Source organism: Pseudonocardia sp. EC080619-01 (assembly GCF_001420995.1).
Classification (GTDB): Bacteria; Actinomycetota; Actinomycetes; order Mycobacteriales; family Pseudonocardiaceae; genus Pseudonocardia.
This window is the reverse complement of record NZ_CP012184.1, coordinates 5,925,220-5,951,281: the sequence shown is the minus strand read 5'-3', so window position 1 is coordinate 5,951,281 and position 26,062 is coordinate 5,925,220. Positions and strand designations below refer to the sequence as shown.

The 26,062-nt window shown below is 72.4% G+C and carries 28 protein-coding genes; 19 read left to right on the top strand and 9 right to left on the bottom strand.

What is annotated here, in order from left to right; all coding sequences use genetic code 11:
- The first annotated feature begins 204 nt into the window (after nucleotides 1-204).
- The 4 genes from AD017_RS27375 (at nucleotide 205) to AD017_RS27360 (ending at nucleotide 3,509) form a co-directional block, all read left to right on the top strand.
- Entirely contained in the window at nucleotides 205-504 is a 300-nt protein-coding gene (locus AD017_RS27375) for a GNAT family N-acetyltransferase (RefSeq protein WP_033199799.1), read from the top strand.
- 107 nt (nucleotides 505-611) lie between these two features.
- The gene (locus AD017_RS27370) at nucleotides 612-1,457 is read left to right on the top strand and encodes an alpha/beta fold hydrolase (protein WP_060576652.1); all 846 of its coding nucleotides are present in this window, start codon (nucleotides 612-614) and stop codon (nucleotides 1,455-1,457) included.
- Nucleotides 1,458-1,644: 187 nt separating this feature from the next.
- A complete protein-coding gene (locus AD017_RS27365; RefSeq protein ID WP_082538318.1) occupies nucleotides 1,645-3,033 on the top strand; it encodes a DUF2252 domain-containing protein in 1,389 nt (462 codons plus the stop codon).
- Nucleotides 3,027-3,509 (top strand): carboxymuconolactone decarboxylase family protein, encoded by a 483-nt coding sequence (locus AD017_RS27360; RefSeq protein ID WP_060576033.1) that lies wholly within the window; start codon nucleotides 3,027-3,029, stop codon nucleotides 3,507-3,509. The genes AD017_RS27365 and AD017_RS27360 overlap by 7 nt, the downstream gene beginning before the upstream one ends.
- A gap of 24 nt (nucleotides 3,510-3,533) precedes the next feature.
- On the opposite strand, the gene AD017_RS27355 is transcribed toward AD017_RS27360, so the two are convergent.
- Together AD017_RS27355 and AD017_RS27350 are read right to left on the bottom strand one after the other, a co-directional pair.
- A complete protein-coding gene (locus AD017_RS27355; RefSeq protein WP_010232194.1) occupies nucleotides 3,534-4,553 on the bottom strand; it encodes a hypothetical protein in 1,020 nt (339 codons plus the stop codon).
- On the bottom strand, nucleotides 4,550-5,995 hold the full coding sequence (locus AD017_RS27350; RefSeq protein WP_060576032.1) for a hypothetical protein: 1,446 nt from the start codon (nucleotides 5,993-5,995) through the stop codon (nucleotides 4,550-4,552). The genes AD017_RS27355 and AD017_RS27350 overlap by 4 nt, the downstream gene beginning before the upstream one ends.
- 224 nt (nucleotides 5,996-6,219) lie before the next feature.
- Between AD017_RS27350 and AD017_RS27345 the strand changes: the two genes are divergently transcribed.
- Nucleotides 6,220-7,191: a TetR/AcrR family transcriptional regulator gene (locus AD017_RS27345; RefSeq protein ID WP_060576031.1), complete on the top strand. Its 972-nt coding sequence runs from the start codon at nucleotides 6,220-6,222 to the stop codon at nucleotides 7,189-7,191.
- On the opposite strand, the gene AD017_RS27340 is transcribed toward AD017_RS27345, so the two are convergent.
- A complete protein-coding gene (locus AD017_RS27340; protein WP_060576030.1) occupies nucleotides 7,188-7,760 on the bottom strand; it encodes a pyridoxamine 5'-phosphate oxidase family protein in 573 nt (190 codons plus the stop codon). The genes AD017_RS27345 and AD017_RS27340 overlap by 4 nt on opposite strands.
- Nucleotides 7,757-8,557: an MBL fold metallo-hydrolase gene (locus AD017_RS27335; RefSeq protein ID WP_060576029.1), complete on the bottom strand. Its 801-nt coding sequence runs from the start codon at nucleotides 8,555-8,557 to the stop codon at nucleotides 7,757-7,759. The genes AD017_RS27340 and AD017_RS27335 overlap by 4 nt, the downstream gene beginning before the upstream one ends.
- Nucleotides 8,558-8,656: 99 nt before the next feature.
- On the opposite strand from AD017_RS27335, the gene AD017_RS27330 reads away from it, so the two are divergent.
- Nucleotides 8,657-9,259 carry a TetR/AcrR family transcriptional regulator gene (locus tag AD017_RS27330; protein WP_060576028.1) on the top strand — a complete coding sequence of 201 codons (603 nt, stop codon included), beginning with the start codon at nucleotides 8,657-8,659 and terminating at the stop codon, nucleotides 9,257-9,259.
- Between the two features lie 95 nt (nucleotides 9,260-9,354).
- Here AD017_RS27330 and AD017_RS27325 read toward each other — a convergent pair whose 3' ends face one another.
- Complete coding sequence (locus AD017_RS27325; RefSeq protein WP_060576027.1) at nucleotides 9,355-10,290, bottom strand: slipin family protein; 936 nt, start codon at nucleotides 10,288-10,290, stop codon at nucleotides 9,355-9,357.
- A 217-nt stretch (nucleotides 10,291-10,507) separates the two neighbouring features.
- Here AD017_RS27325 and AD017_RS27320 point away from each other — a divergent pair, with 217 nt between their 5' ends.
- The 7 genes from AD017_RS27320 (at nucleotide 10,508) to AD017_RS27290 (ending at nucleotide 16,846) form a co-directional block, all read left to right on the top strand.
- A complete protein-coding gene (locus AD017_RS27320; RefSeq protein ID WP_060576026.1) occupies nucleotides 10,508-11,128 on the top strand; it encodes a M23 family metallopeptidase in 621 nt (206 codons plus the stop codon).
- Between the two features lie 281 nt (nucleotides 11,129-11,409).
- Nucleotides 11,410-12,633: a sensor histidine kinase gene (locus AD017_RS27315; protein ID WP_145982595.1), complete on the top strand. Its 1,224-nt coding sequence runs from the start codon at nucleotides 11,410-11,412 to the stop codon at nucleotides 12,631-12,633.
- The gene (locus AD017_RS27310) at nucleotides 12,623-13,318 is read left to right on the top strand and encodes a response regulator transcription factor (protein WP_060576024.1); all 696 of its coding nucleotides are present in this window, start codon (nucleotides 12,623-12,625) and stop codon (nucleotides 13,316-13,318) included. The genes AD017_RS27315 and AD017_RS27310 overlap by 11 nt, the downstream gene beginning before the upstream one ends.
- Nucleotides 13,319-13,425: 107 nt before the next feature.
- Nucleotides 13,426-14,058 carry a phosphatase PAP2 family protein gene (locus AD017_RS27305; RefSeq protein ID WP_060576023.1) on the top strand — a complete coding sequence of 211 codons (633 nt, stop codon included), beginning with the start codon at nucleotides 13,426-13,428 and terminating at the stop codon, nucleotides 14,056-14,058.
- The gene (locus AD017_RS27300; protein ID WP_060576022.1) at nucleotides 14,055-14,756 is read left to right on the top strand and encodes a DedA family protein; all 702 of its coding nucleotides are present in this window, start codon (nucleotides 14,055-14,057) and stop codon (nucleotides 14,754-14,756) included. Before AD017_RS27305 ends, AD017_RS27300 begins: the two co-directional genes overlap by 4 nt.
- A gap of 240 nt (nucleotides 14,757-14,996) precedes the next feature.
- The gene (locus tag AD017_RS27295) at nucleotides 14,997-15,836 is read left to right on the top strand and encodes a CPBP family intramembrane glutamic endopeptidase (RefSeq protein ID WP_227012607.1); all 840 of its coding nucleotides are present in this window, start codon (nucleotides 14,997-14,999) and stop codon (nucleotides 15,834-15,836) included.
- 5 nt (nucleotides 15,837-15,841) lie between these two features.
- Complete coding sequence (locus AD017_RS27290) at nucleotides 15,842-16,846, top strand: YdcF family protein (protein ID WP_060576020.1); 1,005 nt, start codon at nucleotides 15,842-15,844, stop codon at nucleotides 16,844-16,846.
- Between the two features lie 152 nt (nucleotides 16,847-16,998).
- Here AD017_RS27290 and AD017_RS27285 read toward each other — a convergent pair whose 3' ends face one another.
- Complete coding sequence (locus AD017_RS27285) at nucleotides 16,999-17,820, bottom strand: methyltransferase domain-containing protein (protein WP_060576019.1); 822 nt, start codon at nucleotides 17,818-17,820, stop codon at nucleotides 16,999-17,001.
- Entirely contained in the window at nucleotides 17,817-18,467 is a 651-nt protein-coding gene (gene aztA, locus AD017_RS27280) for a zinc ABC transporter ATP-binding protein AztA (RefSeq protein ID WP_060576018.1), read from the bottom strand. Before aztA ends, AD017_RS27285 begins: the two co-directional genes overlap by 4 nt.
- Nucleotides 18,468-18,506: 39 nt before the next feature.
- Between aztA and aztB the strand changes: the two genes are divergently transcribed.
- From aztB to aztD, 4 genes are all read left to right on the top strand, one after another.
- A complete protein-coding gene (gene aztB, locus AD017_RS27275) occupies nucleotides 18,507-19,379 on the top strand; it encodes a zinc ABC transporter permease AztB (protein WP_060576017.1) in 873 nt (290 codons plus the stop codon).
- A complete protein-coding gene (locus AD017_RS27270; protein ID WP_227012606.1) occupies nucleotides 19,379-20,638 on the top strand; it encodes a hypothetical protein in 1,260 nt (419 codons plus the stop codon). Before aztB ends, AD017_RS27270 begins: the two co-directional genes overlap by 1 nt.
- Entirely contained in the window at nucleotides 20,635-21,549 is a 915-nt protein-coding gene (gene aztC, locus AD017_RS27265; protein WP_010232217.1) for a zinc ABC transporter substrate-binding protein AztC, read from the top strand. Before AD017_RS27270 ends, aztC begins: the two co-directional genes overlap by 4 nt.
- Before the next feature lie 104 nt (nucleotides 21,550-21,653).
- Nucleotides 21,654-22,823, top strand: a complete 1,170-nt coding sequence (aztD, locus tag AD017_RS27260) for a zinc metallochaperone AztD (protein ID WP_060576015.1) — start codon at nucleotides 21,654-21,656, stop codon at nucleotides 22,821-22,823.
- 133 nt (nucleotides 22,824-22,956) lie between these two features.
- Here aztD and AD017_RS27255 read toward each other — a convergent pair whose 3' ends face one another.
- Complete coding sequence (locus tag AD017_RS27255) at nucleotides 22,957-23,604, bottom strand: DUF6226 family protein (protein WP_060576014.1); 648 nt, start codon at nucleotides 23,602-23,604, stop codon at nucleotides 22,957-22,959.
- A 101-nt stretch (nucleotides 23,605-23,705) separates the two neighbouring features.
- On the opposite strand from AD017_RS27255, the gene AD017_RS27250 reads away from it, so the two are divergent.
- Nucleotides 23,706-24,539, top strand: a complete 834-nt coding sequence (locus tag AD017_RS27250; RefSeq protein WP_010232223.1) for a hypothetical protein — start codon at nucleotides 23,706-23,708, stop codon at nucleotides 24,537-24,539.
- 386 nt (nucleotides 24,540-24,925) lie between these two features.
- On the opposite strand, the gene AD017_RS27245 is transcribed toward AD017_RS27250, so the two are convergent.
- Nucleotides 24,926-25,759: a BTAD domain-containing putative transcriptional regulator gene (locus tag AD017_RS27245; protein WP_010232225.1), complete on the bottom strand. Its 834-nt coding sequence runs from the start codon at nucleotides 25,757-25,759 to the stop codon at nucleotides 24,926-24,928.
- Between the two features lie 128 nt (nucleotides 25,760-25,887).
- Between AD017_RS27245 and AD017_RS33720 the strand changes: the two genes are divergently transcribed.
- The gene (locus AD017_RS33720) at nucleotides 25,888-26,049 is read left to right on the top strand and encodes a DUF1059 domain-containing protein (RefSeq protein ID WP_010243342.1); all 162 of its coding nucleotides are present in this window, start codon (nucleotides 25,888-25,890) and stop codon (nucleotides 26,047-26,049) included.
- Nucleotides 26,050-26,062 lie beyond the last annotated feature (13 nt).

Sequence of the window (26,062 nt, the reverse complement as noted above, 5' to 3'; positions counted from 1 at the left end):
AGATGTCCTGGCCGCCCCGGTCCGGTCCGGGTCCCCTGGTGCGTTCCGGTCGGTGACCGATTGCACGACCGATCCGTGGTGCCCCGCGGCGTCCTACCGTCGTTCCCGCGGTCGACGTGGCCGGCGGGTCCGGTGCACCCGGGCGTCCCGACCGGCTCCGTCGACCTGCCCGACGACGCACCCCGAACACCCGGAGCAGGCCTGATGATCACCGTGTCCGACCACCGTGCCGCGAACCGGTTCGAGGCCCACGAGGGGGAGACGCTCGCGGGGTTCGCCGCCTACACCCGCACCGCCGAGCTCGTCGCCTTTCTCCACACCGAGGTCGACCCGGCGTTCGAGGGCCGCGGGGTGGGCTCCGCGCTGGCCCGCCACGCGATCGAGGCGGTGCGGGCCGAGGGCCTGCGTGTACTCGCGGTGTGCCCCTTCGTCTCCGGCTGGCTGGCACGCCACCCCGAGTACGCCGACCTGGAGTACCGCTCCACCAGCCGGGTCACGGACTGACCGCACCGACCGTGGTCCTCGCGGCGGTCGCTGCCCTGATGGTGGCCGCCCACGAGATCGCCCCCCGACCCGGTCACCCCCCGACGCGAGACCTGCGAGGCCCTGCCGTGCCACCGACCGACCCCACGGGCTGGGAGCTGCCCGAGTCCCACGAGACCGACGACGGCGTCGTCCGCTGGGCCCGCCTGGGCACCGGCGGGCACCCGGTCGTGCTGGTCCACGGGACGCCGTACTCCTCGTTCCTGTGGCGGGACGTCGCCCCGGCACTGGCCCGCACACGCACCGTGTACGTGTTCGACCTCCTCGGCTACGGGCGCTCGGACCGCCACGAGGGCCAGGACCTCACCCTCGCCGCCCAGGCCCGCCGCTTCGCCGGGCTGCTCGACCACTGGGGACTCACCGCGCCCAGCGTGGTCGCGAACGACATCGGTGGGGCGGTGGTACTGCGCGCCCACCTGCTGGAGTCGGCGCGCTACCGCGACCTGACCGTCTTCGACGCCGTCAGCGGCGGCCGCTGGGAGCGTGGCCTGTTCCAGCTGATGCGTGAGCACCCGGAGGTGTTCGCCGCGTTGCCCGGCTACGCGCACGAGGCGCTGGTCGCGGCCCACCTGCGCAACGCCAGCCACCGGGGTCTGCACCCCGACGTGCTGGAGGCCCACCTGGCGCCGTGGCGCGGACCGGAGGGACAGGCGGCCTTCTACCGCCAGTACCGCCAGCTCGCCGAGGCCGACACCCGCCCCTACGAGCACCTGCTGGACACCATCACCGTCCCGGTGCGGCTGCTGTGGGGCCGCCACGACCGGATCCTGCCACCGGAGTACGGCGTCTGGCTGCACGAGCGGATCCCGCACTCGACCCTGCACTGGTTCGACGACGCCGGACACCTCCTGCAGGAGGACCGTCCCGCCGAGCTGACCGCGCACCTGCTCGACCCGCCGCCCCCGCGCGCGTGACGCCCGTTCGCCCGACAGGAGATCCCCACGTGACGCCCCCCATGCACCCGAACACCCCGCCCGGGGGTCGTGACCGGCCCGTGAGTGCGGAGACGACCGACCGGACCGGCGCGGCCGTGACGATCGCGCTGCGGGACCCGAGCCCGGTCGGCTCCTTCGTCGTGACGCGCACGGTCGGGGGTACGCCATGAGCTCCGCGCCGGCCGTCGCCGGACGCGACCGTTCCGCGGGGACCGCCGCCGCCGTCGCGGCCGACGGGCGTCGCGCCCGCAGGCGCGCCCCCCGGCGGACCGCGGCCCGGTGGGACCCGGCCGTGCGGGAGCGCACCGCCCTGGACCGGTTGCGCGCCCAGGACGCCGTGCGTGACCCCGCGCTGCTGCCGCTGCGCTACGCCCGGATGGCGGCCTCGCCGTGGACCCATCTGCGCGGCGCCGCGGCCGTCATGGCCGCCGACCTGGCCTCGGCGCCGCACTCGGGACTGACGGTGCAGATGTGCGGCGACGCGCACGTCCTGAACTTCGGGCTGTGGGCCTCGCCCGAACGCCGTCTGCTGTTCGACGCACGCGACTTCGACGAGACCCTGCCCGGCCCCTTCGAGTGGGACCTCAAGCGCCTCGCCACCAGCGTGCACGTGCTCGCCGACACCGAGCGGCTCCCGGGCGGGTGCGGTGCGGACGCCGCGGCCGCAGCGGTCGAGGGCTACCGCACGGCGATGCGCCGCTACTCCCGGATGGGGGAGCTGGACGTCTGGTACGACCGGATCACCGCCGACGTGCCGTTGCGGGGCCTGGCCTCCGACGTCGCCGAGGCCACCCTCCGCGCGGTCGAGGAGCGCTCGCGCCGACGGACCCACCACGGGGCCGCGCGGCGGCTGGTCGCCGACGACGGCGACGGCGGGCGCCACATCGTCCTGGACCCGATGAAGCGGATCGACGACGGCCTGACCCGCGACGAGCGGGTGCGCGCCTACGAGCAGGTCTACGACTCGTACCTGGCGTCGATACCGCCCCACCTGCACCGGCTCGTCGCCCGGTTCCGGCGGGTCGACTCCGTCCGCCAGATCGTGGGGGTGGGCAGCGTCGGCATGCGCGTCTGGCTGCACCTGCTGGAGGGCGACAGCGGCCGCCAGCCGGTGTTCTCGCAGGCCAAGCAGGCCACCGCGTCGGTCTACGAGGAGTTCCTGGGCGCCGGCGGGTTCGACAACCACGGTGAGCGTGTCGTCGTGGGCCAGCGCCTCATGCAGTCCGCCAGCGACATCTTCCTCGGCCACATGCGCGTCGACGGCCACGACTACTACGTCCGCCAGTTCCGCGACATGAAGGTCATCCCCACCGGCGCGGAGATCTCCGGGTTCCTGCCCCAGTTCGCCGCGGCGTGCGGTCACGCGCTGGCGAAGTCGCACGCCCGCAGCGGGGACCCGCAGGCGATCGCCGGCTACCTGGGCCGCGGCACCGCCTTCGCCGAGGGGATCCTCGGCTACGCCCGCGCCTACGCGGCCCAGAACGAGGCCGACCACCGTGACCTCCGCACCGCGATCGCGGCCGGTGACGTGCGGGCCGCGGAACGCGGATGGTGAGCGCAGGTCCGTTCCTCGACCGGGCGGTGCCCGAGGCGTGGCGGGCCGCGCAGGGCCTCGCCACGACGGTCAGGGACGCCGCGTCGGCCCGGGGGTTGTCGGCGCCGGAGTCCGAGTTGGTCAAGGTCCGTGTGTCGCAGCTCAACCGGTGTGCGTTCTGCCTGGACCTGCACTCCCGCGAGGCGCGCCGGGCCGGTGTCGCCCAGCAGAAGCTGGACCTGCTGCCTGCCTGGCGGGAGGTCGCGCTGTTCGACGAGCGGGAGCGGGCCGTGCTCGCGGTGGCCGAGGCCGCGACCACCCTGCCCGTCACCGACGAGGCCGACGCCGACCTGCTCGGCGCACGGTCGGCGCTCGGGGACGACGCGTTCGTCGCGGCCGCGTGGGTGGCGGCCACGATCAACGCGTTCAACCGGATCTCGATACTCAGCCGGCACCCGGTCCGGCTCCGTGACGACGACGGGACGGTCACCCGATGACGAACCTCGCCGCAGCGCATGCGCTCACCGGTCGGAACGTGCGGTCACCGACCCCCGCTGCCGGAGATGTCCGGCGAGACGGGTCAGCAGGTATACCTCCGCCGCGATCGTCAGCGCACCGACGAGCGCGGAGGTCGGCGAGCCGGGCATCATGAACGCGGTGTGGGACACGAGGATCCCGCCGAACAGCCAGATCCGGTGGCGGTCACCCCAGTTCGCTCCCGCCTGCCAGCGCAGTACCAGCAGCCCGAACGCCACGGCGGTCAGCGGCGCGATGATCAACCGCTGGACGGGGGACATCAGGTCGCCGAGCAGCATGGTGGAGCCGAGTCCGAGCGGAAGGAGAGTGGTCAGGAACGCCATGGTCAGGTACCCGGACACGAACCCGACCACCCCCGGGCGTGGCGCGGTCCGGGCCGCTGGACGGCCTGCAGCGGTCCGCAGGCGAGGAAGGACCGTCAGCGCCACCAGCCCGAGCGCGACGATGAGCGCGACGAACAGCAGTGTGAAGCCCCACGGCGTCCGGTAGCCGGGGTCCTCGGTCGCCGAGATGAGATGGCGGAGCCCGAGCACACCCACGACGGCCAGGACGCCGGTGCCGGCCAGCCCCCGGTCGCCCAGGTAGGGCCGGGCCCGCTGTGCCGGGAACAGCAGGTCGGTGATCGCGATCGGCACCAGGACGCTGAGCACGACGTGGATGCCGATCTGCGACTCCCAGTACGTCCAGTTCACGCCGAGCGCCCGCAGACCCCAGTCGGCGGCGCCGTACATCCGGGGGCTCGTCAGAGCCTGCAGGCCCAGGCCGTCCTCCGCGATCTGGTAGGCCACACCCATCAGCACCAGGCTCGGCCAGCCGCCGCCGACCCGCACGACCGCCTCCCGGAGCACGAGGACGCCGGCGCCGTACATCACCATGAGCAGGGGCACGAGCAGCCAGGTGAACGGCACCGCGACCGCGGTGAACGTCAGCTCCGCGCACAGCGTGGTCAGCAGGGCGAGCACCCAGGGCGCCCTGTTCCGTCGGCGGTTCGTGGTCGGGTTCATCGGTTCGCCTCGTCCGCTCCGCGTTCGAATCCGCGCTGCGGATCAGCTGTCTCGTGGGCGTGCAGGAGTTCGTCGAGCTTCGCGATCTGCGCCCGGGCCATCGCGACGGCCTGCTGTTCGACGATCGCCCGCTCGGCCGGGTCGTCGGGCATCGGTGGGGCGACGTCCGGGTGCAGCCGAGAGGTGTGCAACCAGGCGCCGATGTCGGGGTTCTCCGCCCAGCGCAGCTGTTCGTGGTTCGCGGACAGGGCGAACCTGAGCCAGTCCACCTCGGTCCTCGGGTAGGGGGTGACGGGACAGAGCTCGTTCCTCACGGCGTCATCGAGCCCGTTCGCCTCGACGTGCGCGACGAGGGCGGCGCTGAACACCGGCTGGCAGACACGGACCGGCTGCAGGGTGATCAGCCGATCCCGGAAGATCGGCACGGCCGGGAGCTGCTTCACGGCATCGGCGGTGCAGTCCACGTGCAGGACACCGGGACCGGTCGGGAGGGTGCCCCCGTCGAGCTCGACGCCGGTCTCGTCGATCCGCTTCACCCGGCCGAGGCGGACGACGTCCCGGATCCTGCGCAGCTGTTCCAGCTCGGCCCGGGAGACGGTGGCGCAGCGGAACGCCGTCGGGCGCTCGTGCGGGGAGATCCTCAGCAGGGCTCCCGCCGCGTCGAGCCGGTCGAACAGGTCCGGTACGGACTCCGCGCCCATGACGGCGTCGTGCCTGGCGGCGTACTCCCGCGCGATGTCGTCGGGCCGGCGGAGGGGGATCGGCTGCACCGAGGCCCGGTCGATGAGCCACGGGGCCCGGGGCATGATCCACGTCAGGTCGGTGGGATCGACACCCTGTTCCAGCAGCCAGAGGCAGGCGTCGATCCCGGTCTTGCCCGCTCCCACGACGACGTACCGGTCGTAGGGCTCCCGCAGGGCGGGCAGGTCGTTCGGCGGTACGACGGGGACGCCGGTGGCGACCGGGAACTCCGGTGGTCGCATGGCGGGCACGCTCACGCCCTGATACGTGGTGTCCACGACCCTGCGTCGCACGGTGACCCGGTACTGCGTGCCCGAGGTCGTCAGGTGGAACCGTCCGGCGCCCCGGTACTCGGCCATGGGGAAGTAGGTGACCCGCCCGGACGGCAGGAACGTCTGCCGCATCACCTGGTCGAAGTAGCTGCAGATCTCGGCCGCGCCGGCCAGCTCGTACAGTCCGGCGTTCCCGCCCGTCCGGTCGATGCGGCCGTCGCCGAGCGGGCGGGAGTTCACGCCGTACATGGCGGAGGGCTGGTGCAGCCGCACGTAGGGGTAGGCGAGGGTCCAGTGCCCGCCCGGCTGGTGGTAGCGGTCCACCATGGTCACGGTCGCCCGTGTCTCGCTCAGCAGGGTGTCCACGAAGGCCATCGCCGTCGCGCCCGCGCCGATCACGAGGTAGTCGGTGTCGATGTCGGTCACCATCACGTCGTTCCTGTCTCTCCGGTGGTCGGTCCGGCCCGGGCCGGCGGGACCGAGCGGGGGTCCATGACGGCCTCGACGGCTGCGTACGGTGTATTGATCTCTCACGTACAGTGGAGGAAGACCGCACAGGCGTCGAGCATTTCGGCGCAATCAGCAGCGATACGTGCACTGGTCCGGTCGAAGCGAACTAGTGCACCTGGGCAGGGTGTCGAGGAGGCCGTGAGGTGGGAACGTCGTCGGATCCCCGACAGGAGCCGCTCTACCGGCGGATCGCCGGCGAGTTCGAGGCCAGGATCCGGTCCGGTGATCTGCGAGCGGGGGACCGGCTGCCGTCCATCCGCCAGATCGCGGACCGCTGGGGGATCGCGATCGCGACCGCGACCAGGGTGCTCGCCACGTTGCGCGACGACGGGTGGGTCGAGGCGAGGGTCGGCTCGGGCACGGTGGTCGCGGCTGCCTCCGGCAGGCCGCGCCCCTCCGGGCGGGCGAAGGTGCCCGCCTCGCGCTCGACCCCACGTCCGGTGGGCGGCGCGAAGCGGGCACTCAGCCGCGATCACCTGCTGGGGACCGCCGTCGCGATCGCCGACGTCGAAGGTGTCGAGGCCGTGTCCATGCGACGCGTCGCCGCCGAACTCGGCGTGGGGACCATGTCGCTCTACCGCCACGTCGCGAACAAGGACGACCTGGTGACCCAGATGGCGGACCTGGTCTTCGCGGAAGCGGAACTGCCCGATCCGGGGCCCGAGGGCTGGCGGGCCGGGCTGGAGCTCGTCGCGCGACGGCAGTGGGCGCTGTGCCGGCGGCACCTCTGGGTGCCGAAGGCGATCTCGTTCACCCGGCCCTCCCTCGCGCCGAACGTCATGGCGCACACCGAATGGACCCTGCGGGCGCTCGACGGTCTCGGCCTGTCGCTATCGACGCGGATGCAGGAGGCGCTGGCCCTGCACTCGCTGGTGCTCAGTGCCGCACTGTCCACGGCGGACGAGGTCGAGGCCGAGCAGGAGACCGGCGTGACACTGGCCGGATGGCTCCGGTCGCAGCGTGCGCGGACCGAGGACCTGTTCGCCGGTGGGCGGTTCCCGTTGCTGGCGCAGGTGCACGGGGACACTGCACCGGACCTCGACGAGCTGTTCGAGTACAGCCTCGCCCGGCACCTGGACGGATTCGCGGTCCTGGTGGGCGAGCCGGCCCCCTAGTCGGCCACGTCCGCGACACGCAGACCCGCACGCTCCATGTCGTCGACACCGAACCGCGGCGTGATGTGCTGGGGGCAGTTCCAGTCGTAGCCCTGGACGTCGATCACGACCAGGTGCTCCACGCGGCCCGGCGTCCGCCGCCCGTCGAGGCGCGCCGCCAGCTCGGGGTGCGCCGCACCGTCGAGGACCGTGGCGGTGCCCAGCAGCTTGAGGCGGCGCCTGCGGGCGTAGTCCATGAAGAACAGTGCGATCCGTCCGTCGTGCGCGAGGTTGCCCGCGGTGACGTACTGGCGATTGCCCCGGACGTCGGCGAACGCGATCGTCGACTCGTCGAGGACGTGGACGAACCCGGGAGGCCCGCCGCGGTGCTGGATGTAGGGCCAGCCCGTCTCGCCCACGGTGGCCGCGTAGAACGAGTCGCGCTCCTCGATGAAGTCCCGCGCCGCGGCGTCCAGCGGGTCAGCCGTCCCCGGGCCCGCCGCGAGCGCGGAGTACGCCCGGTGGCTCCCGGCCCGCTCCTGCCGGTCCGTGACCGTCGGTGTGAACGCGATCTGCAGGAACCGCCTCATGACACCTCACCCGTTCCCGGAGCCAGTTCCAGCCATTCCCCGACGGGCAGGACGCGAGCACGACCTCCGGTGTGCCTGAGGAACTCACCGGCCGGGTCGTCGACCTCGGTGTAGTCCGGGAGCGTGTCCGGCTGCTCGGGTTCGTAGTGCATCGGCACCGGGTGGCGGGCACCGAGGATGCGCGCGGCTTCGGCGGCCTGTCGCGGATCCATCGCGGCGGGCAGCCGACTCGGTGGCTGCCGCAGCGGCGCGTCGACCACCACGCCGTTGACGGGCAGGAACGCCGCGTCCAGCGGGTCGAACCGCCGCGTGACGTGCCACCAGTAGCCGTGGAACAGGGTGTCGCCGCCGTGGAACACCCGTCGGCCGTCGGCCTCGACCACCCAGCTCACCTGGGGGTCGCCGAACCCGTCGACGGCCGGGACCGCGGTCGCGCGGAACGGTCCGACCGTGCGGGTGTCCCACACGTCCAGGAGCTCGGTGGCCGGCCGGTGCACGGCGAGCTCGCGCTCGGCCACCTGCGTCAGCGCCGTGTCGTCCTCGTCGCCGCGGTCCGGCGGCGGCCGCAGCACCGGCGCCCCCGGTGCGAGCACGTCCGCGATCGCGGCGGCGTCGGTGTGGTCGCGGTGCAGGTGGGTGACCAGTGCGGCGTCGACCTCACCATCCGGCCTGGTCAGTCCCGTGCCCGCCGTCCAGCCCGTGAACATCGGTGAGAGGTCCTGCACGTAGTCGATCACCAGCCGCCGGTCGCCGGACTCGATCTCCACCCCGGCCCAGCCCAGCCGTCGTACCCGCATCTCCGCTCCTCCGTCGTCCTCGCCATCGGGATGACCGCAAAATTAGCGTACGAGCGTTCTCTAAGTAAATAGCGAACGTCCGTGCGCTATGTTCGCCACATGTCACCGCGACGCTCGGCGGCCGAGGCGCAGGCCACGAAGGACCGGATCCTCGGCCGGGCCGCCGAGATCGCGTCCGTGGAAGGCCTGGACGGCATCACCATCGGCCGGCTCGCCGACGAGCTGGCGATGAGCAAGTCCGGGGTGCACAAGCACTTCGGCACCAAGGAGTCGCTGCAGGTCTCCACGCTGGACGCGGCGTTCGTCGACTTCTGGCACCGGGTGGTCGAGCCCGCACTGGCCGAGCCGCCCGGGCTGCAGCGGCTGCGGGCGGTGTGTGCCAACTCGGTGGGCTACCTGGAGCGGCCGCTGCTGCCCGGCGGATGCCTGATGACAGCGGCGCTCACCGAGTACGACGGCCGCCCCGGCCGCGTCCACGACGCGGTGGCCGGGGTGTGGTCGCGGTGGCGGGGGCAGCTGCGGGCGGATCTCGTCGTGGCGGTGGACGACGGCGAGCTGCCCGCCGGGTTCGACGTCGACCAGGCGCTGTTCGAGATCATCGGCGCCGGGCTGGCGCTCAACGCGGCGGTGCAGCTCCAGCACGACGGCGCAGCGGCGGGCCGTGCGCGTCGCGCTCTCGACCGGACCCTCGGGGGATCCTGACGCGCGTCGGCGGCCCGGAGGAGGGACACCCGTCGCCCGGCCGCGTCCGACCGGCGACCGCGCGTCCTCGCCCGATCGACACCAGTCCGGACCGGTCAGGGCAGGACTGCCTCGTCGGCCGGGTCGGCGGGGCCCGTGCGATCGGGTGGAGGCCCGGGGGTCCCCGTGGCCCCGTCGACGGATGGCTCGGAGCCGCTGTCCGACCCGGGGCCGTCGTCGACCGGCTCGGCGGCGGCCCCGGACCGGACCGTGGTCTCGGACGGACCGGCCGCGTCGACCGGCGTCGCCCTCTCCAGGAACCGCAGCAGCTCCACCGGGAACGGCAGGATCACCGTCGAGTTCTTCTCCGCCGCGACCTCGACCACGGTCTGCAACAACCGCAACTGCAGCGCCGCAGGCTGGGCCGCCATCACCGTCGCCGCCTGCGCCAGCTCCCGCGAGGCCTGCAACTCGCCCTCGGCGGTGATCACCCGGGACCGGCGCTCCCGTTCGGCCTCGGCCTGACGTGACATCGAGCGCTTCATCGACTCCGGCAGCACCACGTCCTTGATCTCGACCCGGTCGATGTGCACACCCCACCCCAGCGCCGGGCTGTCGATCATCAACTCCAGCCCCTGGTTGAGCCGCTCACGATTCGACAACAGGGCGTCCAGCTCGCTCTTGCCGATGATCGAACGCAACGACGCCTGAGCCACCTGAAGGATCGCCGAACCGTAGTCCTGGACATCGACCGCGACCCGACGCGGATCGACCACCCGGTAGTAGACCACCGCATCCACCCGAACCGTGACGTTGTCCGCGGTGATGCCGTCCTGACCCGGAACCGGCAACGTCACCACCTGCAGACTCACCTTCTGCAGGCGGTCGGCCACCGGGGCCAGGAACGTCAGTCCCGGACCCAGCAGGTGCGGCCGCACCCGACCGAAGCGGAACACCACACCACGCTCGAACTCCTGCACCACCCGGACACTGCTCACCACGCCCAGCAGGCACAGGACACCCACTGCGACGAGAACCCCACCCACGATCATGGGTCACCTCCGACCGGGAGACCTTCCAGCCGGGACAACGACGTCACCGTTGTCCCGAGGCCACCACGATCCGCCGAACCGGGCCCGGCTGTCGAGCACGCCCGTGGGTCGCCCGGTCCGTGGTTCCGATCTCCGGGCAGCCATGGGAACCTCGGCGTCGCACACTCTGATCGGGTACTCGGACCCGCATCGACCGGGGCAGCCAGGAGCAGGCGGCATGGACGCAATCGATCTGGAGTACCCGTTCGCCGGCCGGTGGCTCACCCGGAACAGCCCCGCCAGCGCGGTCCCCAGCCACGGGACCACCAGGTTCGCGTCGTCGTACGCGATCGACTTCGTGCCCGTCGACGGCACCGGGCGTTCGGCGCCGCTGACACTCGGGTCGCTCGTACGAAGTGAGGACAGCCGCCGGTTCACCGGATTCGGCCGGCCCGTGACCGCACCGGTCGCGGGGACCGTCGTCGGCGTCGAGAACGACCTGCCCGACCACGACTCCTACCGGGGCCTTCCCTCCGTGGGGTACGCACTCACTCAGGCCCGTCGCCTTCGCGCAGGATGGCGTGCCCTGGCAGGCAACCACGTCCTGATCGACGCCGGCGGTGTGGTGGTGGCGCTGTGTCACCTCCGCCGGGGCAGCGTGGAAGTCGGCTTCGGCCAGGACGTGGCAGTGGGGGAGAGGGTCGGGGGCTGTGGCAACTCCGGTAACAGCACCGAGCCGCACGTCCATGTGCAGGCGGTCGACGACCCCGTCATCGAGCACGCCGTCGCCGTGCCCGTCATGTTCCGCGGTGAGCTACCGCGCAACGGCAGGTTCGTCGACGTGGACGCGCACGGTTGAGCCCTCCGGTCATCGCCGGGAGTGGGGCCTGCCGGCGGCCGTCCTCACGGTGGCGCGGTCTCACCGATCTTCACATGTCAATGTTGCATTGACGCCAGCGGATCGTCAACGAAACGAGGACCCGGAACCCGGACACGACGGCGACGGGCGCGGGCGAGCCGAGCCCCGGAACACCGGTGGACGCCGAGGACTGCCACCGGACCTGCGCGTCCCTCCGGAAGCAGGGGGGTCCCACCGCGGAGGGAGGCGCGCCGCGGGGGAGGGCTGCCAGGATGGCGTCGATGACCGGCCCGGATGTCACCTCGTACCCGTGGGGTGGTCGCGTCCGGCACCGACTGTCGCGGTGGGCGCGCAGCCATCCCGGTGCGCTGTCGCACGGCACCGCGTCGGTCGCCGCCGTCGCCTTCTACGCGGTGTCCGCGCCGCTCGAGGTGGCGCTCTACGACGTGCCCGTGCCGGCCGGCCTGCTGGCGCCGGCCGTCCAGTGCGCGGCGCTGGTCCTCGCGCTGCGGCGTCCCATCGCAGCGATCGGGGCCTTCACGGCGGCGACTCTCGTACTGTCGCTGTCGACCACGCCGTCCACGGTGCCGTGGCCGTGGACGATGACCGGGATCCTCTGCTTCGCACTGCTGGTCGCGACGGTCTGGACGGTCTCGGGGTGGCGTTCCGGTGTCGTGGCGTACGCGATCCCCGTCGTCGCGTCGTCCGTGCCGATGGCGCTGAGCCCGGATGCGGTGCGGGCGGCGAACATGATCGTCGCGGTGGGGGTCGGCGCGGCGGCGGTGCTGGTCGGCGGGTTGCTCCGCGAATGGACACGGATTTCACGCGAGCTGATGCGCGAGCGCGAGCACGCCGCCGCGGAGGTCGAGCGACGCGTGGTCGTCGAGGAACGTCAACGGATCGCCCGCGAGCTGCACGACGTCGTCGCGCACGGGCTGTCGCTGATCCAGGTGCAGGCGACGTTCGCGCGCTACCGGCTTCCGGCCATGCCCGAGGACGTCGCCGCGGAGATCGACGACATCGCCCGGACGTCACGGACGGCGTTGGGGGAGATGCGTCAGATGCTCGGCGCGCTCAGGGGCGACGAGCCCGCGGAAAGGGCCCCGCAACCCACTCTCGACGATCTCCCGGCACTCGTCGAGGAGACCGCGCGGGCCGGGGCCGTCGTCCGTCTCCGGCTCGACGCTCCCCGGAACACACCGACGGCGGTGGGCATCGCCGCCTACCGGATCGCGCAGGAGGGGATCAGCAACGCGGTCAGGCACGCCCCCGGCGCCCCGATCACGGTGTCGGCGGGCGCACGGGACGGAGCGCTGCTCGTGACGATCGAGAACGGCGCGGGGAACAGCGATCACCTGGAGAAACGCGGACGCGTGGACGGACACGGACTCATCGGCATGCGCGAGCGCGCCTCGATGCTCGGAGGCACGCTGTCGGCGGGACGTACCGCTGCCGACGGCTTCCGCGTCACGGCGACCCTTCCCCTCGGCAGCCATGACGGCTGAGCACCACGGCGCGCACATCACGGTGATGATCGTGGACGACCAGGAGATGGTGCGGGGAAGCTTCGCCGCCTTCCTCGACGCCCAGCCGGACATCCGGGTCGTCGCCCAGGCGGCCGACGGCGCCGAGGCCGTCCGGGGCGTGGCGGAGGCGCGACCCGACGTCGTCCTCATGGACGTGCGGATGCCCGTGATGGACGGTCTCGAGGCGACCCGTCGCATCCTGGGCCCCGATGGTCCGTCGCCGCACGTGCCGAAGGTGGTGATGGTGACGACCTTCGACATCGACGACTACGTGCACGAGGCGCTCCGTGCCGGGGCGAGCGGATTCCTGCTGAAGGACGCCGCACCCGACGAGCTCACGCGCGCCGTGCGCGTGGTGGCCGCAGGCGATGCGCTGCTCGCCCCGAGCGTCACGCGGCTGCTCCTGGAACGCTTCGCCGAGCCGCGCGACCCCGCGCGGACCCGCGCGGTGCTCGCGCTGGACGAGCTCACCCGGCGCGAGCGCGAGGTGCTCGTGCTCATCGGGCGCGGCCTGTCGAACCGCGAGATCGCTCGTGAGCTGTTCATCGGCGAGCAGACGGTCAAGACACACGTCGGACGGCTGTTGCAGAAGGTGCCCGCCCGCGACCGCGTGCAGCTGGTCATCACCGCCTACGACGCGGGACTCGTCGAGCCGGGATCGTGAGATCACCCCTGGGTACCCCCTGCGCGACACCGCGGAGGGACTCCGGAGCCACCGCGTCCTCCTAGCGTCGAGGACATGCACATCCTCGACGACCTCCCCGCGGCGCGATGAGATCACCGACGCTGATGTGGTCGGGCACGGCGACGATCGCCGCGGCGGTGTCGCTCGGGACCGCCCTCGTGTCCGGCTCCGGACCTCCCGGCGTCGACCGGTGGTGGAACGAGACGATCGACGCGAACCGCGCCGACTGGATGGCGGCACTCGCACTCGCACTCGACCACCTCGGCGGCGGCTGGGTGGCGATACTCGTCGTACCCTCACTCGTGATCATCGCGCTGCTCCTGGCGCGGCGACGGCGCGGCGCCCTGTTCGCCGCGGCCGCCTTCCTCCTCAGCGCGGGGGTCGTGCAGCTGCTCAAGAACCTCTACGGGCGTGCCCGCCCCGATGACATGGTCGTCGCGAGCGATTTCGGGGCGTTCCCGTCGGGTCACGTCGCGAACGCGGCCACCCTCGCCGTCGTGCTGTACCTGCTGATCCCCCGGACACGGGTGGCGATCGCCGGCGTCGTGTGGGTCGTGACCATGGCGCTGTCCCGCACGCTGCTCTCGGTGCACTGGGCCACCGACACGCTGGGCGGAGCGCTCGTGGGAGCCGGCGTCCCGCTGCTGCTCGCCGCGTGGGCGCCGATCCGGGATGCGGGCCGCGTGCAACGGACCTGCGACCACCGGACCGCGCCGTGAACGAGATCCTGACCTGGCTCCTCGACACGGTGCAGGACGTCGACCCCGCCGTGCGGACCCTCGTGGCGGCCGCCGCGATCATGCTGGAGACCAGCGTGCTCGTGGGCCTGGTCGTCCCCGGCGACGCGATCGTCATCGTCTCGGGAACGGCCGTGTCGTCGTGGCCGCAGGGGATCGCCCTCGGTGTCGCCGTCCTCGCCGGCTCGCTCGCGGGCGAGAGCGTCGGATTCGCCCTGGGGCGTCACCTCGGCCCCCGGATCCGCGCCTCGCGCCTGGGGAAGTGCATCGGCGAGGCCGACTGGGTGCGCGCGGAACGCTATCTGGAGCGTCGCGGCGGACCGGCGATCTTCCTGTCCCGGTTCCTGCCGGTCCTGCACTCGCTCGTCCCGCTCACCGTCGGCATGAGCGGGTTCACCTACCGGCGGTTCCTCGCCTGGACCCTTCCCGCCTGCCTTCTCTGGACCACTGTGTACATCGGTGTCGCGGCCGCGGCCGCGGGCACCTACCGCGAGCTCGCCGACACCATCCCCTACGCCGGCTACCTCTTCGTGGCGGTGATCATCGTGTTCCTCGTGCTGGCCACGGTCGTCAAGAAGGTCGTCCGGCGCGTCGAGGGACGCCACCTCGGCGACGACACCGGTGGCAGCGGGGCGAACCCCGAGGCCCACGGCCGCACCGACGCTCGCACCCATCGATAGCCGACATCATCGTTCTTCGACAAGACGGGCCGGGTAGGCGACGTGGCGACCGAGATGTCACATCGCAGCCGCAGGTCGGACGGAGGGTGGTGGTGCCTCGGCCGTCGTGGTCTCGGCCGTGTGGTCGCCACCGCTCGATCGGGTGCGCCGGTGCCGACCGGGCAACATGCGCCGGTACTTTCGCCGACGACCGGACCGGTCCACGATGGAAGGTCCGCGTGAACCGGGGGAGACGCGGGCATGAGCAGTACCGCAGCACGCGGCCGGCGGGTGGTCGGGGCGATCGTCGTCGCGGTGGCAGTCATCGCGCTCGGGCAGCTGCTCTGGCACGCAGTGCGCCCCGTGTACGGACTGGAGCGCGGGGGCATCGCCGAGTCGGCGGCCTTCGACCTGACCGCGTTCCCGGCGGCGCTGCTCGCGCTGCTCGTGTGGCTGCGGCTCGCCGAACGGCGGCCGCTGACCGACTTACGGCTGCACCCGGTGCCGCGGCCGGTCCGGTCGGTGCTCATCGGTGCGGCACTGGCGGTCGCCCTGCTCCTCCTCACCAACGTGATCATGAGCCTGGCCGGCTCGGTGGTGGGTGTCGGAGGTGGCGACGACGTTGCCGATCCTGCCGGGCCCGGTCCCGGGGCCGGACTCGCGTCGGGGCTGCTCGCGGTGACCGCGGTGCAGGCCTCGACCGAAGAGCTGGTGTACCGCGGCTATCTGATGAGCTCGTTGCTCCGTGACCTCGGGACATACCCTGCGGTCCTGCTCAGCTCGCTGGCGTTCGGTCTGAGCCATGCCTTCAACACGGGGGCGAGCGTGGGGTACGTGGCCGCGACCTTCGCGCTGGGGGTGCTGCTCGGGTTCATCGCGCTGGGCCCGGGCGGGCTGTGGATGTCGTGCGCCTTCCACCCCGCATGGAACGCCGCGCAGTCGATCCCGTCGGCCGGGGAGCCGGGCAGCGAGCAGGACGGCTCCGGCGTCGGCGCCGGAGACCTGCTCTGGGTGTTCGTCGCCGCCGTGCTCTGCTACGCGGTGGTGGCGGCGCTCCTGCTGCGGCGCAGCGCTCGTCGGGCCGCACCGACGGTGGCCTGACGCCCGTGTGGATCTTCTACGTCCTCGCGGCGCTGTTCGCCGTGGTCTTCGTGCTCGGCGTGGTCCGTCAGCGACGCCGCTTCCGCAACGCGGTGCTGCTCGGGCTCGCCCTGGCCTGCCTGACGCTCGCGGTGTTCGGTGAGATCTACCGGCTGCCGCCGGAGCTGTTCGACGTCGCCACGTTCCTGACGTTCGCGCTGGGGTTCCTCGCGGTCGTCGTCCTGGCCGGTTTCCTCCTCACGAACGGCATCACGATGCTGCGGCGTGAGGGCCGCCGACCGGCGAACCTGATGTCGTTGCTCGCCGGGATCGCCTGCATCGTCGTACTGGCCCTCCCCGTCGCGACGCTGTACGACGGCGGTCACGTGCTCGGCGCGGTCACGATCGCCCTGCTGCTGCTGACCGTCTACGTGGCCTTCCTGTTCTGCAGCTTCCTGACCTACGCCGTGGTCTACGGCCGCCTCGCGGCGCGCCCTGGTGTGGACTTCGTCGTCGTGCTGGGGGCCGGGTTGATCCGGGGGAAGGTGACCCCGTTGCTCCGGAGCCGCCTGGACCGGGCCATCGCGCTCCGCAGGCGTGAAATGGGCATGGGTAACGACCCCGTGCTGGTCACCTCGGGGGGCCGCGGACCCGACGAGCCGCTCGCCGAGGCCGAGGCGATGGCGGGGTATCTGCTGGAGCAGGGGGTACCGGAGGACGCCGTGCTGCGCGAGGACCGTTCCCGTACGACCCTGGAGAACCTCACCTTCAGCGATCGCCTGATGGCCGGCCGGGTGCCCCGCTACCGCTGTGTCGTGGTGACCAACAACTTCCACGTCTTCCGCACCGCGCTGCTGGCCCGGCAGGCCGGCGTCGACGCCCAGGTGCTCGGTTCCCCGACCGCCCGCTACTACTGGCCCAGCGCGACGATCCGGGAGTTCGTGGCGATCCTGGCTGCACACCCGGTCCTCAACGGCGTGATCGCCGCGGGGCTGGTGGTGATCGGGGCCATGGTCGGTGCCGAGCGATGACGCCGTGAATCGTCCCGGCGTCCCCATCGCCCGCTGCACCGTCGAGCGGCTGATGCGCGCACACGGGCCGGGACCGGCGCGGCCGCCCCGGCACCCGGCTCCCACCGGCGTCGCCGGTCGACGCGTCGGTGGCTGTCGGTTCGGGCGGTCGATCACCGCTCGGGTGCTCGGTCGAGGGCGCCGGTCGCGACCAGGCACGGAGCCTGCAGCGTGGTGATGCCCTCGGCGATGATCATGTCGTGGAACGACCGGCGGATCTCGTCGACGACGTCCTGCTCGACACCCCCCAGCACCGACCGGACCGGGCCACTGTGCAGGAAGTCCCAGCCCCGATCGGCGTCGATCGGGATGTCGAGCTCACTGCGCCGGATCCGCAGTCCGCCGAGACCGCGGGCGGTGAGCCAGGCGCGCAGAGCCTGCTCGGTCTGCAGACGCTCCGAGTTCGCCGCGAACTGCGGCGTCGGGACGTCGAGCAGGTCCGGGCGGTGTCGCCCGACCGCGGCGAAGAACGGCCCGAACACCGCCTCCAGGCTCCCGGTCGGCCAGCAGGTCATCGCGAACCGTCCACCGTCGCGGAGCAGTCCGACCAGATGATCGGTGCCGGCGTCCATGTCGGGCAGGAAGAACACCCCGAAGCCGCACAGGACGGCGTCGTAGTCGCCCTGCGGCCATCCGGCGACGTCGGCAGAGGCGAATTCGACGTTGCCCAGCCCGGCATCGGTGGCCCGGGCCCGGGCGGTGGCCAGCAGCCCCCCGGCGAGGTCGACACCGTGGACGCGCCCCGAGGGACCGACGGCGCGGGCGGCCGGCAGGGCCGACGAGCCACCACCGCAGCAGGCGTCGAGCACCCGCTCGCCGGGTCGCGGCGCAGCCGCCGCCACCAGGGTCGCGCCGTGCACGTCCCACAGCGCCGACGTCCAACCGGCGAACCGATCACTGCCCTCGTCGAAGTAGCTCGACACGTCGACGGTCACCGGAGACCTCCATCGCCCACGGTCAGACAGTGATCACTGCGCCGGGCCGTCGACGGGTCGTGGGTGATCCGCACGACCGTGACGCCGTCACGGCGTGCGTCGTCGAGTGCTCCTTCGATCAGCTCCTGCGCCGAGCCGTCGAGGCCCGTCTCGGCCTCGTCGAGCAGGAGCAGATCCGAGCGCTGCGCCAGCCCCTGCGCGAGCAGGGTCCGCTGTCGCTGCCCACCCGAGAGCGAACCGACCGGCTGATCGGCCAGTGACGTCAGCCCCAGCCGGTGCAGGCAGTCGGCGACGATCTCGCGGTCGGCGCCGGTGAGCCGCCGCCAGGGCCCGCGCCGGGCCCACCGTCCCATCTCGACGGTCGCCCGGACCGTCATCGGGAGAGTGTCGGAGACATCGCTGCGCTGGGTCACATAGGCCGGACGCGCACGCGAGGACCGCACCAGCGACCCGGACAGCACCGGGCGTACGCCCGCGATCGCGTCGAGCAGCGTGGACTTCCCACTGCCGTTGGCGCCCACGATCGCGGTGGTCGCACCGGCCGGGATCGTCGCACTCACCGCCGACAGGACGACGCGCCCGGGATAGCCGACGGCGACGTCGTCGAGCTCGACCGCGGCTCGTCCGTCGCCAGAGTCACAAAACATCGATAACCGTTCTCATTACGTATACCGTACCGCCTCGTCATGGACTGGATACTGGAGCCGTTCGCGGTGGGTTTCGTACAACGGGCTTTCCTCGCCGGGGTGCTCGTGTCGGTCGTCTGCGCGATCGCCGGCACCTGGGTCGTGCTGCGCGGGATGGCATTCCTCGGCGACGCGATGTCGCACGGTCTGCTGCCGGGGGTGGCGCTGGCCTCGCTCGCAGGCGTCGACCTGGTCGTCGGAGCAGTGGCCAGCGCCATCGTCATGACGGCGGGGGTCACCGCGCTGGGCCGGTCGCGGCGGCTGTCCCAGGACACCGCGATCGGCCTGCTGTTCGTCGGGATGCTCGCCACCGGCGTGATCATCGTGTCGTCGTCGGCGTCGTTCGCGGTCGATCTCACCGGCTTCCTGTTCGGCGACGTGCTGGCGGTCGGGCCGCGCGAGCTCTGGCAACTCGTGATCGCAGCGCTGGTGACGCTCGTCGTCGGGGTGGGCGGTCACCGCGCCTTCGTCGCGCTCGCCTTCGACGTCCGCAAGGCACACACGCTCGGTCTGCGGCCGGACCTGGCACACGGCCTGCTGCTGGTGCTGATCACGATCGCGATCGTGTCGTCGTTCCGGGTGGTCGGAACGCTGCTGGTGTTCGCACTGCTCATCGCCCCGCCCGCGGCGGCGGTGCTCTGGGCCCGGCGCATCCCTGTCGTGGTCGTCTCGGCGGTGCTGCTCGGGGTGCTGGCCAACGCCATCGGGCTGCTCGTCTCCTGGCACGCCGGGACCGCGGCCGGTGCCACCGTCGCCGCCACCGCCGTCGCCCTGTTCGCCCTGTCCTCGCTCGCCGCGGCCGTCCGGTCCCGGCGACGCGCCACACCGACCGCGGCATCGCCCGCGGAGATTGTCGAGAACCGCACGCCCTGATGACCGAACGACGACCGCGCCACCTCCGTGGCGCCACCCACCGTCCCGTGCTCCTCGGGATCGCACTCCTCTCCGTCCTCGCGTCCGGATGCGCGGGCGCCCCACCACCACCGGCCGAGGAGGTTCCGCACGGCTACGTCGAAGGGGCAGAGGAGACCGCCGAGGCCCAGACCCGGCTGATCGTCGCCGACCCCGGTTCCGGAGCCGTCACCGTGCTCGACCTGCTCACCGAGCAGACCACCCCGGCAGGCACCGTTCCCGGCCCGCGCGCACTGCTCGGCGACGGCCGCTTCGGATACGTCACCGGGGCCGACGACTCGACCCGGATCATCGACAGCGGCGCCTGGAAGGTCGATCACGGCGACCACGTGCACTACTACCGCACGGAGATCGCCGAGGTCGGAGCCCTCCCGGCCCCGGAACCGGGCGCAGGTCCGGGTGCGGTGCCCGTCACCGCCGAGAGCGACGGCTCCACGACGGTCGTCTCCTCCGACACCGGACCGTCGACCGTCCTCGACCGGGCCGCGCTCGAGCGCGGTGAGATCACCGCCGGCCCGCCCGTGCCCGCCGGCACCGGAGCCGGTGTGCCGCTCGCCGGACACGTACTCGTGGCGACCTCGTCGCCCGGATCGCCGACCCCGGACCGGGTCGCGGTGCGCGACCGGACCGGAGCCGAGGTCGCGACGATCACCGAACCCTGTCCCGACCTCGACGGCCAGGCGGTGACCCGCCGAGGTGCGGTGTTCGGCTGCGCCGACGGCGCGCTGCTCGTCTCCGAGGACGACGGCGTCTTCAGCGGAACCCGGATCCCCTATCCGGAACCGGTCGACGACGACCAGCGGGCCCGCGCGTTCGCCTCCCGTCCCGGCAGCTCCACCCTGGCCGCACCGGCGGGCGAGCAGGGGGCGTGGTCGCTCGACCTCGGCCGCCGGACGTGGACCCGTGTCGCGACCGGACCGGCCGTCGCGGTCAACACCGTCGGCGAACGTGGCCCGCTGCTCGCCCTGGGGCGGGACGGAGTGCTGCGTGCCTTCGATCCCGCCGACGGCCGCCGCCAGGCACAGCGCCCGCTGCTGTCCGCAGCGGCGGCGACCGGTGGCGACGGGCAGGTGCGCATCGAGATCGACACCGGGCGCGCCTACATCAACGACCCGTCGGGCTCGACGGTCCACGAGATCGACCACGGCGACGGCCTGCGCGTGGCGCGCACCCTGCAGGTCCCCGGCCGGGCCGGCTTCATGATCGAGACCGGCCGATGAGCCGGGCGCGACTCCCGATCCTGCTCGCTCTCGTCGTCGCGCTGGTCGCGACCGGATGCGGGGGCGCGGCACCGCAGCGCGACGGGATCGTGGTCACCACCAACATCCTCGGCGACATCACCCGCAACGTGGTCGGCGACCAGGCCGAGATCACCGTGCTGATGAAACCCGACGCCGACCCGCACTCGTTCGGGATCTCCGCGCAGGACGCCGCGCGCATGGAGCAGGCCGGACTGATCATCCACAATGGACTCGGACTCGAGGAGGGCGTGAGCCGCAACGTGCACGCCGCGGCCGACGCGGGCACCCCCGAGCTCGCGGTGGGGGAGCGGGTCGACCCGATCCCGTACGTCTCCGGGGACAGCGACGGCCAGCTCGACCCGCACTTCTGGACCGACCCGCTACGGGTGCGCGACGCGACACGACAGATCGCCGCGGAGGTGATCACCCACGTCGACGGGATCGACGCCGCCGCCGTCGAGGCCAACACCGAGCGCTACGCCGAGCGGCTCACCACGCTGGACCGCGACATGACCGCAGCGTTCGCGCCGCTCCCACCCGAGCGGCGCAAGCTCGTCACCAACCACCACGTGTTCGGCTACCTGGCCGGACGCTACGAGTTCGACATCGTCGGAGCCGTGCTGCCCAGCGGCACGACCCTGGCCTCACCCAGCGCCTCGGACCTCAGCGGACTGGCCGACACGATCCGTGCCGCCGGCGTCCCCACGATCTTCGCCGACTCCTCGCAACCCGACCGGCTCGCCCGCGTGCTCGCCGAGCAGGCCGGCGTGGACGTCGAGGTCGTCCCTCTGTTCTCCGAGTCGCTGAGCCGCCCCGGCTCCGGTGCCGAGACCTACCTCGACCTCATGCGCTCCAACACCACCGCCATCCGGGACGGCCTCCGGGGCTAGAGCGCACCGCATCCGAAGCACAGCACCGACAGCACCGACAGCACCGCATCGACGGTGCCGCCCTGATCGCACTGCACCGACCCACCAGGAAGAGGTTCATCCCCATGACGCCCCGCACCCGGCCACGCGCACGAACCGCCGTCGCGCTGTCCACGCTCACCGTGGCCGCGCTGGCCCTGTCCGCCTGCGGCTCCGGTGGATCGACCGCCGAACTGCCACCGGCCACCGTCGCCGAACCCCTCGCCCTGACCCACGACGGCGGGATCTACATCCTCGACGGCACCACCCTGGAACTGCGCAACCAGATCGAGCTGCCCGGGTTCAACCGCCTCAACGCCGTCGCCGACGACCGCCACGCGCTGGTCTCGACCACCACCGGATTCCGCGTGCTCGACATGGGCGCCGGCACCCTCACCGACGTCGAGTACCCCGCGCCCAAACCCGGCCACGTCGTCAACCACGACGGGCGCACCGTGCTGTTCGCCGACGGCACCGGACAGGTCACCAGCCTCGACACCACCGCCATCACCCAGGGGCCCGACGCCGCCGACACCTACGACTCGCCCGAGGCACACCACGGGGTGGCCGTCGAGTTGTCCGGCGGCGAGCTCGTCACCACCCTGGGCAACGAGGAGGAACGGCCCGGCATCGTCGTCCTCGACGCCGACCGCAACGAGATCGCCCGCAACGAGGACTGCCCCGGCGTCCACGGCGAGGCCACCGCCTCGGGCGAGGCCGTCGTCATCGGATGCGAGACCGGCGCACTCGTCTACCGCGACGGCGCGATCACCAAGATCGACAGCCCGACCCCCTACGGCCGCATCGGCAACCAGGCGGGCTCCGACGCCTCCCCGGTCACACTCGGCGACTACAAGCAGGACGAGGACGCCGAGCTGGAGCGCCCCACCCAGGTCTCCCTGATCGACACCCGGACCAACCAGCTCACACTGGTCGACCTCGGAACCAGCTACACCTTCCGCTCCCTGGCCCGCGGGCCACGGGGCGAGGCACTGGTGCTGGGAACCGACGGCCGGATCCACCAGATCGATCCCGCAGCCGGCACCGTCACCCGCACGATCCCGGTGATCGAGGCGTGGGACGAGCCCCTGGAGTGGCAGCAGGAGCGTCCCGCGCTGTTCGTGCGCGGAGGCACCGCGTATGTCACCGACCCCGCACAGCGCCGGCTGCACGCGATCGACCTGGCCACCGGACAGGTCGCGAACTCGGTGACCCTGCCCGCGGCGCCGAACGAGATCACCGGCGCCCACGCCTGAGCCGGACAACCGGGGCCCGGTCCCGACCGGGGGCCTGCCCCGCCACCGTCCCCGGTGACATCTCCGTGTCACCGGGGGCAGCTCCCGCCCGACGCTGACCCGGCCGAGGGAGCACCGTGCATCCGGGACCGCCTCAGCGGCCCGGGCGGGCCGGCCACACCGCCCAGCGGGAGCGAGGGCCCCGAAGGACCTGCTGCGCAGTCCGGAGCCGGTCGGCGGACAGCGCGTCGGCGACGGTCTCGCCGGAGGAGGCCCGCCCGTCGGCACGGAGACTGTGTCCCACCCACGTGTGCCCGTCGCGGTGGGTCGTCCACTCCTCGAACTGCCCCGCGGTCACCGTCGCGACCAGCCACTCCAGGTCGTCGGCCGCTGTCTGCCAGGTCTCGTCGCAGGCGTCGCAGCCGCAGACCGGGTGGGTCGCCTCGAGCAGCGCTCCGGCGAGGACGACGACGCCGGGGAACGCCGTGTGCGCCACGGCCACCGTCGCCGCCCGCGGATCACGCGGTCGCAGCGTCGTGGTGCGGACGATCTCGGGGCCTGCCCGCGGCGGACCGGTGGAGGGGGCTGCACCGGTCACCTCGACGTCGTAGGAGGCCGTGAGGTGGGCGATCAGGGCGTCGGCCACGGTGTGCAGCGGCCGGAACCGCTCGGGATGGGTGGTCACCGAGTACGTGTCCGAGGGCGGGCCCTCGAGGTCCCAGCGGTCGCCGTAGGCGATGACGGCACCTGTCGCGTCGCGGAAGGCGGGGTCGTCGACGGCGGGGCGCTGGTAGGCGGGCATCGGCCCATCGTGTCTGTCGGGTGGGGGAGACGCACACGGATTCCGGGCGGGACGGTTCCCACGACGCGCTGCGCGTCCTGGAACCGGATACGTTGCAGCACATGGCCGACCAGACCGCGCCGGCGTCTGCCGGCGACCCGCTCGTGGCCGGCTCGGTGGGGGAATGGCTGCGGCAGAGCCGCGCCACCACCCGGCGGAGCCTGATCCCCCTCGTCGTGATCCAGCTCCTCGTGTTCGTCCCGGCTGCGGCGGTCGCCGCGGCGACGGGCACGCTGGGTCATTTCCCGGACTCGAGCCCCGCGCCCCGCTTCGGCTTCGCCTACCCCCTCCAGCTCGACTCCGGCCCCTACCAGGTCGTGGCCGCGCTGCTGGGCGCCGTCGGGCTCGCCGCGTCGGTGTTCGTGATCGTCCGTGACGCCGCCGGCCGGCCCTGGACCGTGCGCGAGGTCCTCGTCCATCTCGCCCGCCGCGCGCTGCCCCTGATCGGCTGGCTCGTGGTCGCGGCGATCTGCACCGCGATCGGCTACCTGCTGCTCGTCGTCCCCGGCATCTACCTGTCGATCGTGTTCACCGCGACCCTGCTCGGGGTGGTCACGATCGAGCGAGGTGGCCTGAGCCGGACGTTCTCGCTGGTGAACCCGCAGTTCCTCGGCGTGCTCGGACGGCTGCTGCTCCTGCTGCTGATCAGCGTCGCCTACGGACTGGGCACCGTCGTCGTCGGCGGCGGAATCGGCTGGGGCGCCTATCCCGGCGACGGGCGCATGGTCGTCTCCCAGCTCGTGGTCGGCCTGCTCACGATTCCACTCATCTCCTTCTGGATCGCCGCGACCACCACGCTCTATGCGCACCTGCGGGCCGCCCACCGGCCCGGGATCAGCACTCCCGACCTGGCCGACGAGCTCGACGCCACCCACGGCCCGGGCCGATCGGGCTGAATGGACCGCCGAACCGTCGCGGTGTGCTCCGCGCAGTACGCCCGTGGCATGGTCCACAGGTCGACCGAGGTCCCGCCAAGCGGTACCTGACGATGCGCGGAGGCGGTGTGGACACGATTCCGCCAATTTTGCGGGTGACCATCGCAGCGGCCGCCCGACAGACTGCTCCCCGCGGCCATCCACAGAGGTCGCGTTGCGGCCGGGGACTCGACCTCGGAACCCGGATCCCCGGCCGCCCGCACATGTTCGTCCCGGCGATCCGCGGTGGCGAGACCGGCAGGCAGAGTGGGCACGACCGGGCAAGGGACCCGGGGCCGGTCTCCGCAGCCTCCCGTTCCGGAGACAGGACCGGCCGTGCCGCCATCTGCCCGCCCGATGTGGACGTTCTAGCCCGGGAGATCGTCCGGACGAGCCGGGCCGCCCGGTAGGGCTGCCGGGTCGTCACACCGCCCGCGCTCGGGAACCAGCCCAGGCTGTGACGGCGGGTCACCCAGCAGCGCCTGATGCAGGGCCGACACCTGCGGGCCCGGTGAGACCCCGAGCTCATCACGCAGGGTCCGGTGCAACTGGGCGAACACGGCCAGGGCCGCGGCCCGATCGCCACGGGCATTCACCGCACGCATGAGAAGCAGAGAGCCGCGCTCGGCCAGGGGGTCGGCCGCGACCAGTCGGCGCGCGCAGCGCTCCGCGCTGGCCAGCTCGGCACCACCCAGCTCGATACAGGCCTCGGTGTAGCACGCGGTGGCACGGACGTGGGCGGCCCGAGCCTCGGTGCGGCGCCGCTCGGCCCACTGCGCGACGACTTCGGGGAGGAACGGGCGCTGGGTGACGAACATGGCGCTCAGCGCCTGCGCCCACGTTCGCCGCCACTGACCGCGGCTCGCCGCGGCCTCCGCGTCATGCAGAGCCTCCGCCGCACGATCGGCGTCGACCAACGATCCCGACGGCAGAACCAGGCGCAGCCCGGCCCGACCACGGATCTCAGCGGGCGCGACCGCGGCGCGCGTCTTCGACAGCAGCGGATCGAACACCCGCCCCGCATCGGCGGAGGGACGTTCCGGCGACCACAGCGCCTCGATCAACGTCGACCGCTCCACGGCCTGCGATCCGTGAGCGGCCAGATAGGCCACGAGCAGTCGAGCCCGCCGGCCGGGCAATCGAATGTCCGTACCCGGGCTGTCGTTCTCGATCACGAACTGTCCGTGCAGCTGGATCCGCACGACGACATGGTGACAAGGTTGCGGCAAGATAGCGACACCATCATCGCAATCAGCTCTGGCATTCTCGGCGGAATCCATACATCGAACGAGTCCTCGCTCGTTCGGTACCGCCAGAGGAGAGTGCAGCCATGCTCCGTCAGGTCAGCTGTGAATGCGGATACCAGGTCCGCGAGAACGACGAAGCGACCGTGGTACGAACGGTCGAACGCCACGTCCGCGACAGCCATCCCGAACTCGTCGAGCAGGTCACGCCCGACGTCATCCGGGGATGGATCGAACTCGTCCCGTGAGGCCCGACCGATC

Coding starts and splice junctions, on each gene's coding strand:
- AD017_RS27270 (WP_227012606.1), top strand. CDS start 19,379: ATGACCGAACGACGACCGCGCCACCTCCGTGGCGCCACCCACCGTCCC.
- AD017_RS27350 (WP_060576032.1), bottom strand. CDS start 5,995: ATGGTGACCGACATCGACACCGACTACCTCGTGATCGGCGCGGGCGCG.
- AD017_RS27360 (WP_060576033.1), top strand. CDS start 3,027: ATGGTGAGCGCAGGTCCGTTCCTCGACCGGGCGGTGCCCGAGGCGTGG.
- AD017_RS27325 (WP_060576027.1), bottom strand. CDS start 10,290: ATGATCGTGGGTGGGGTTCTCGTCGCAGTGGGTGTCCTGTGCCTGCTG.
- aztD (WP_060576015.1), top strand. CDS start 21,654: ATGACGCCCCGCACCCGGCCACGCGCACGAACCGCCGTCGCGCTGTCC.
- AD017_RS27315 (WP_145982595.1), top strand. CDS start 11,410: ATGACCGGCCCGGATGTCACCTCGTACCCGTGGGGTGGTCGCGTCCGG.
- AD017_RS33720 (WP_010243342.1), top strand. CDS start 25,888: ATGCTCCGTCAGGTCAGCTGTGAATGCGGATACCAGGTCCGCGAGAAC.
- aztA (WP_060576018.1), bottom strand. CDS start 18,467: ATGTTTTGTGACTCTGGCGACGGACGAGCCGCGGTCGAGCTCGACGAC.
- AD017_RS27320 (WP_060576026.1), top strand. CDS start 10,508: ATGGACGCAATCGATCTGGAGTACCCGTTCGCCGGCCGGTGGCTCACC.
- aztB (WP_060576017.1), top strand. CDS start 18,507: ATGGACTGGATACTGGAGCCGTTCGCGGTGGGTTTCGTACAACGGGCT.
- AD017_RS27330 (WP_060576028.1), top strand. CDS start 8,657: ATGTCACCGCGACGCTCGGCGGCCGAGGCGCAGGCCACGAAGGACCGG.
- AD017_RS27310 (WP_060576024.1), top strand. CDS start 12,623: ATGACGGCTGAGCACCACGGCGCGCACATCACGGTGATGATCGTGGAC.
- aztC (WP_010232217.1), top strand. CDS start 20,635: ATGAGCCGGGCGCGACTCCCGATCCTGCTCGCTCTCGTCGTCGCGCTG.
- AD017_RS27305 (WP_060576023.1), top strand. CDS start 13,426: ATGAGATCACCGACGCTGATGTGGTCGGGCACGGCGACGATCGCCGCG.
- AD017_RS27295 (WP_227012607.1), top strand. CDS start 14,997: ATGAGCAGTACCGCAGCACGCGGCCGGCGGGTGGTCGGGGCGATCGTC.
- AD017_RS27250 (WP_010232223.1), top strand. CDS start 23,706: ATGGCCGACCAGACCGCGCCGGCGTCTGCCGGCGACCCGCTCGTGGCC.
- AD017_RS27340 (WP_060576030.1), bottom strand. CDS start 7,760: ATGAGGCGGTTCCTGCAGATCGCGTTCACACCGACGGTCACGGACCGG.
- AD017_RS27375 (WP_033199799.1), top strand. CDS start 205: ATGATCACCGTGTCCGACCACCGTGCCGCGAACCGGTTCGAGGCCCAC.
- AD017_RS27335 (WP_060576029.1), bottom strand. CDS start 8,557: ATGCGGGTACGACGGCTGGGCTGGGCCGGGGTGGAGATCGAGTCCGGC.
- AD017_RS27355 (WP_010232194.1), bottom strand. CDS start 4,553: ATGAACCCGACCACGAACCGCCGACGGAACAGGGCGCCCTGGGTGCTC.
- AD017_RS27255 (WP_060576014.1), bottom strand. CDS start 23,604: ATGCCCGCCTACCAGCGCCCCGCCGTCGACGACCCCGCCTTCCGCGAC.
- AD017_RS27365 (WP_082538318.1), top strand. CDS start 1,645: ATGAGCTCCGCGCCGGCCGTCGCCGGACGCGACCGTTCCGCGGGGACC.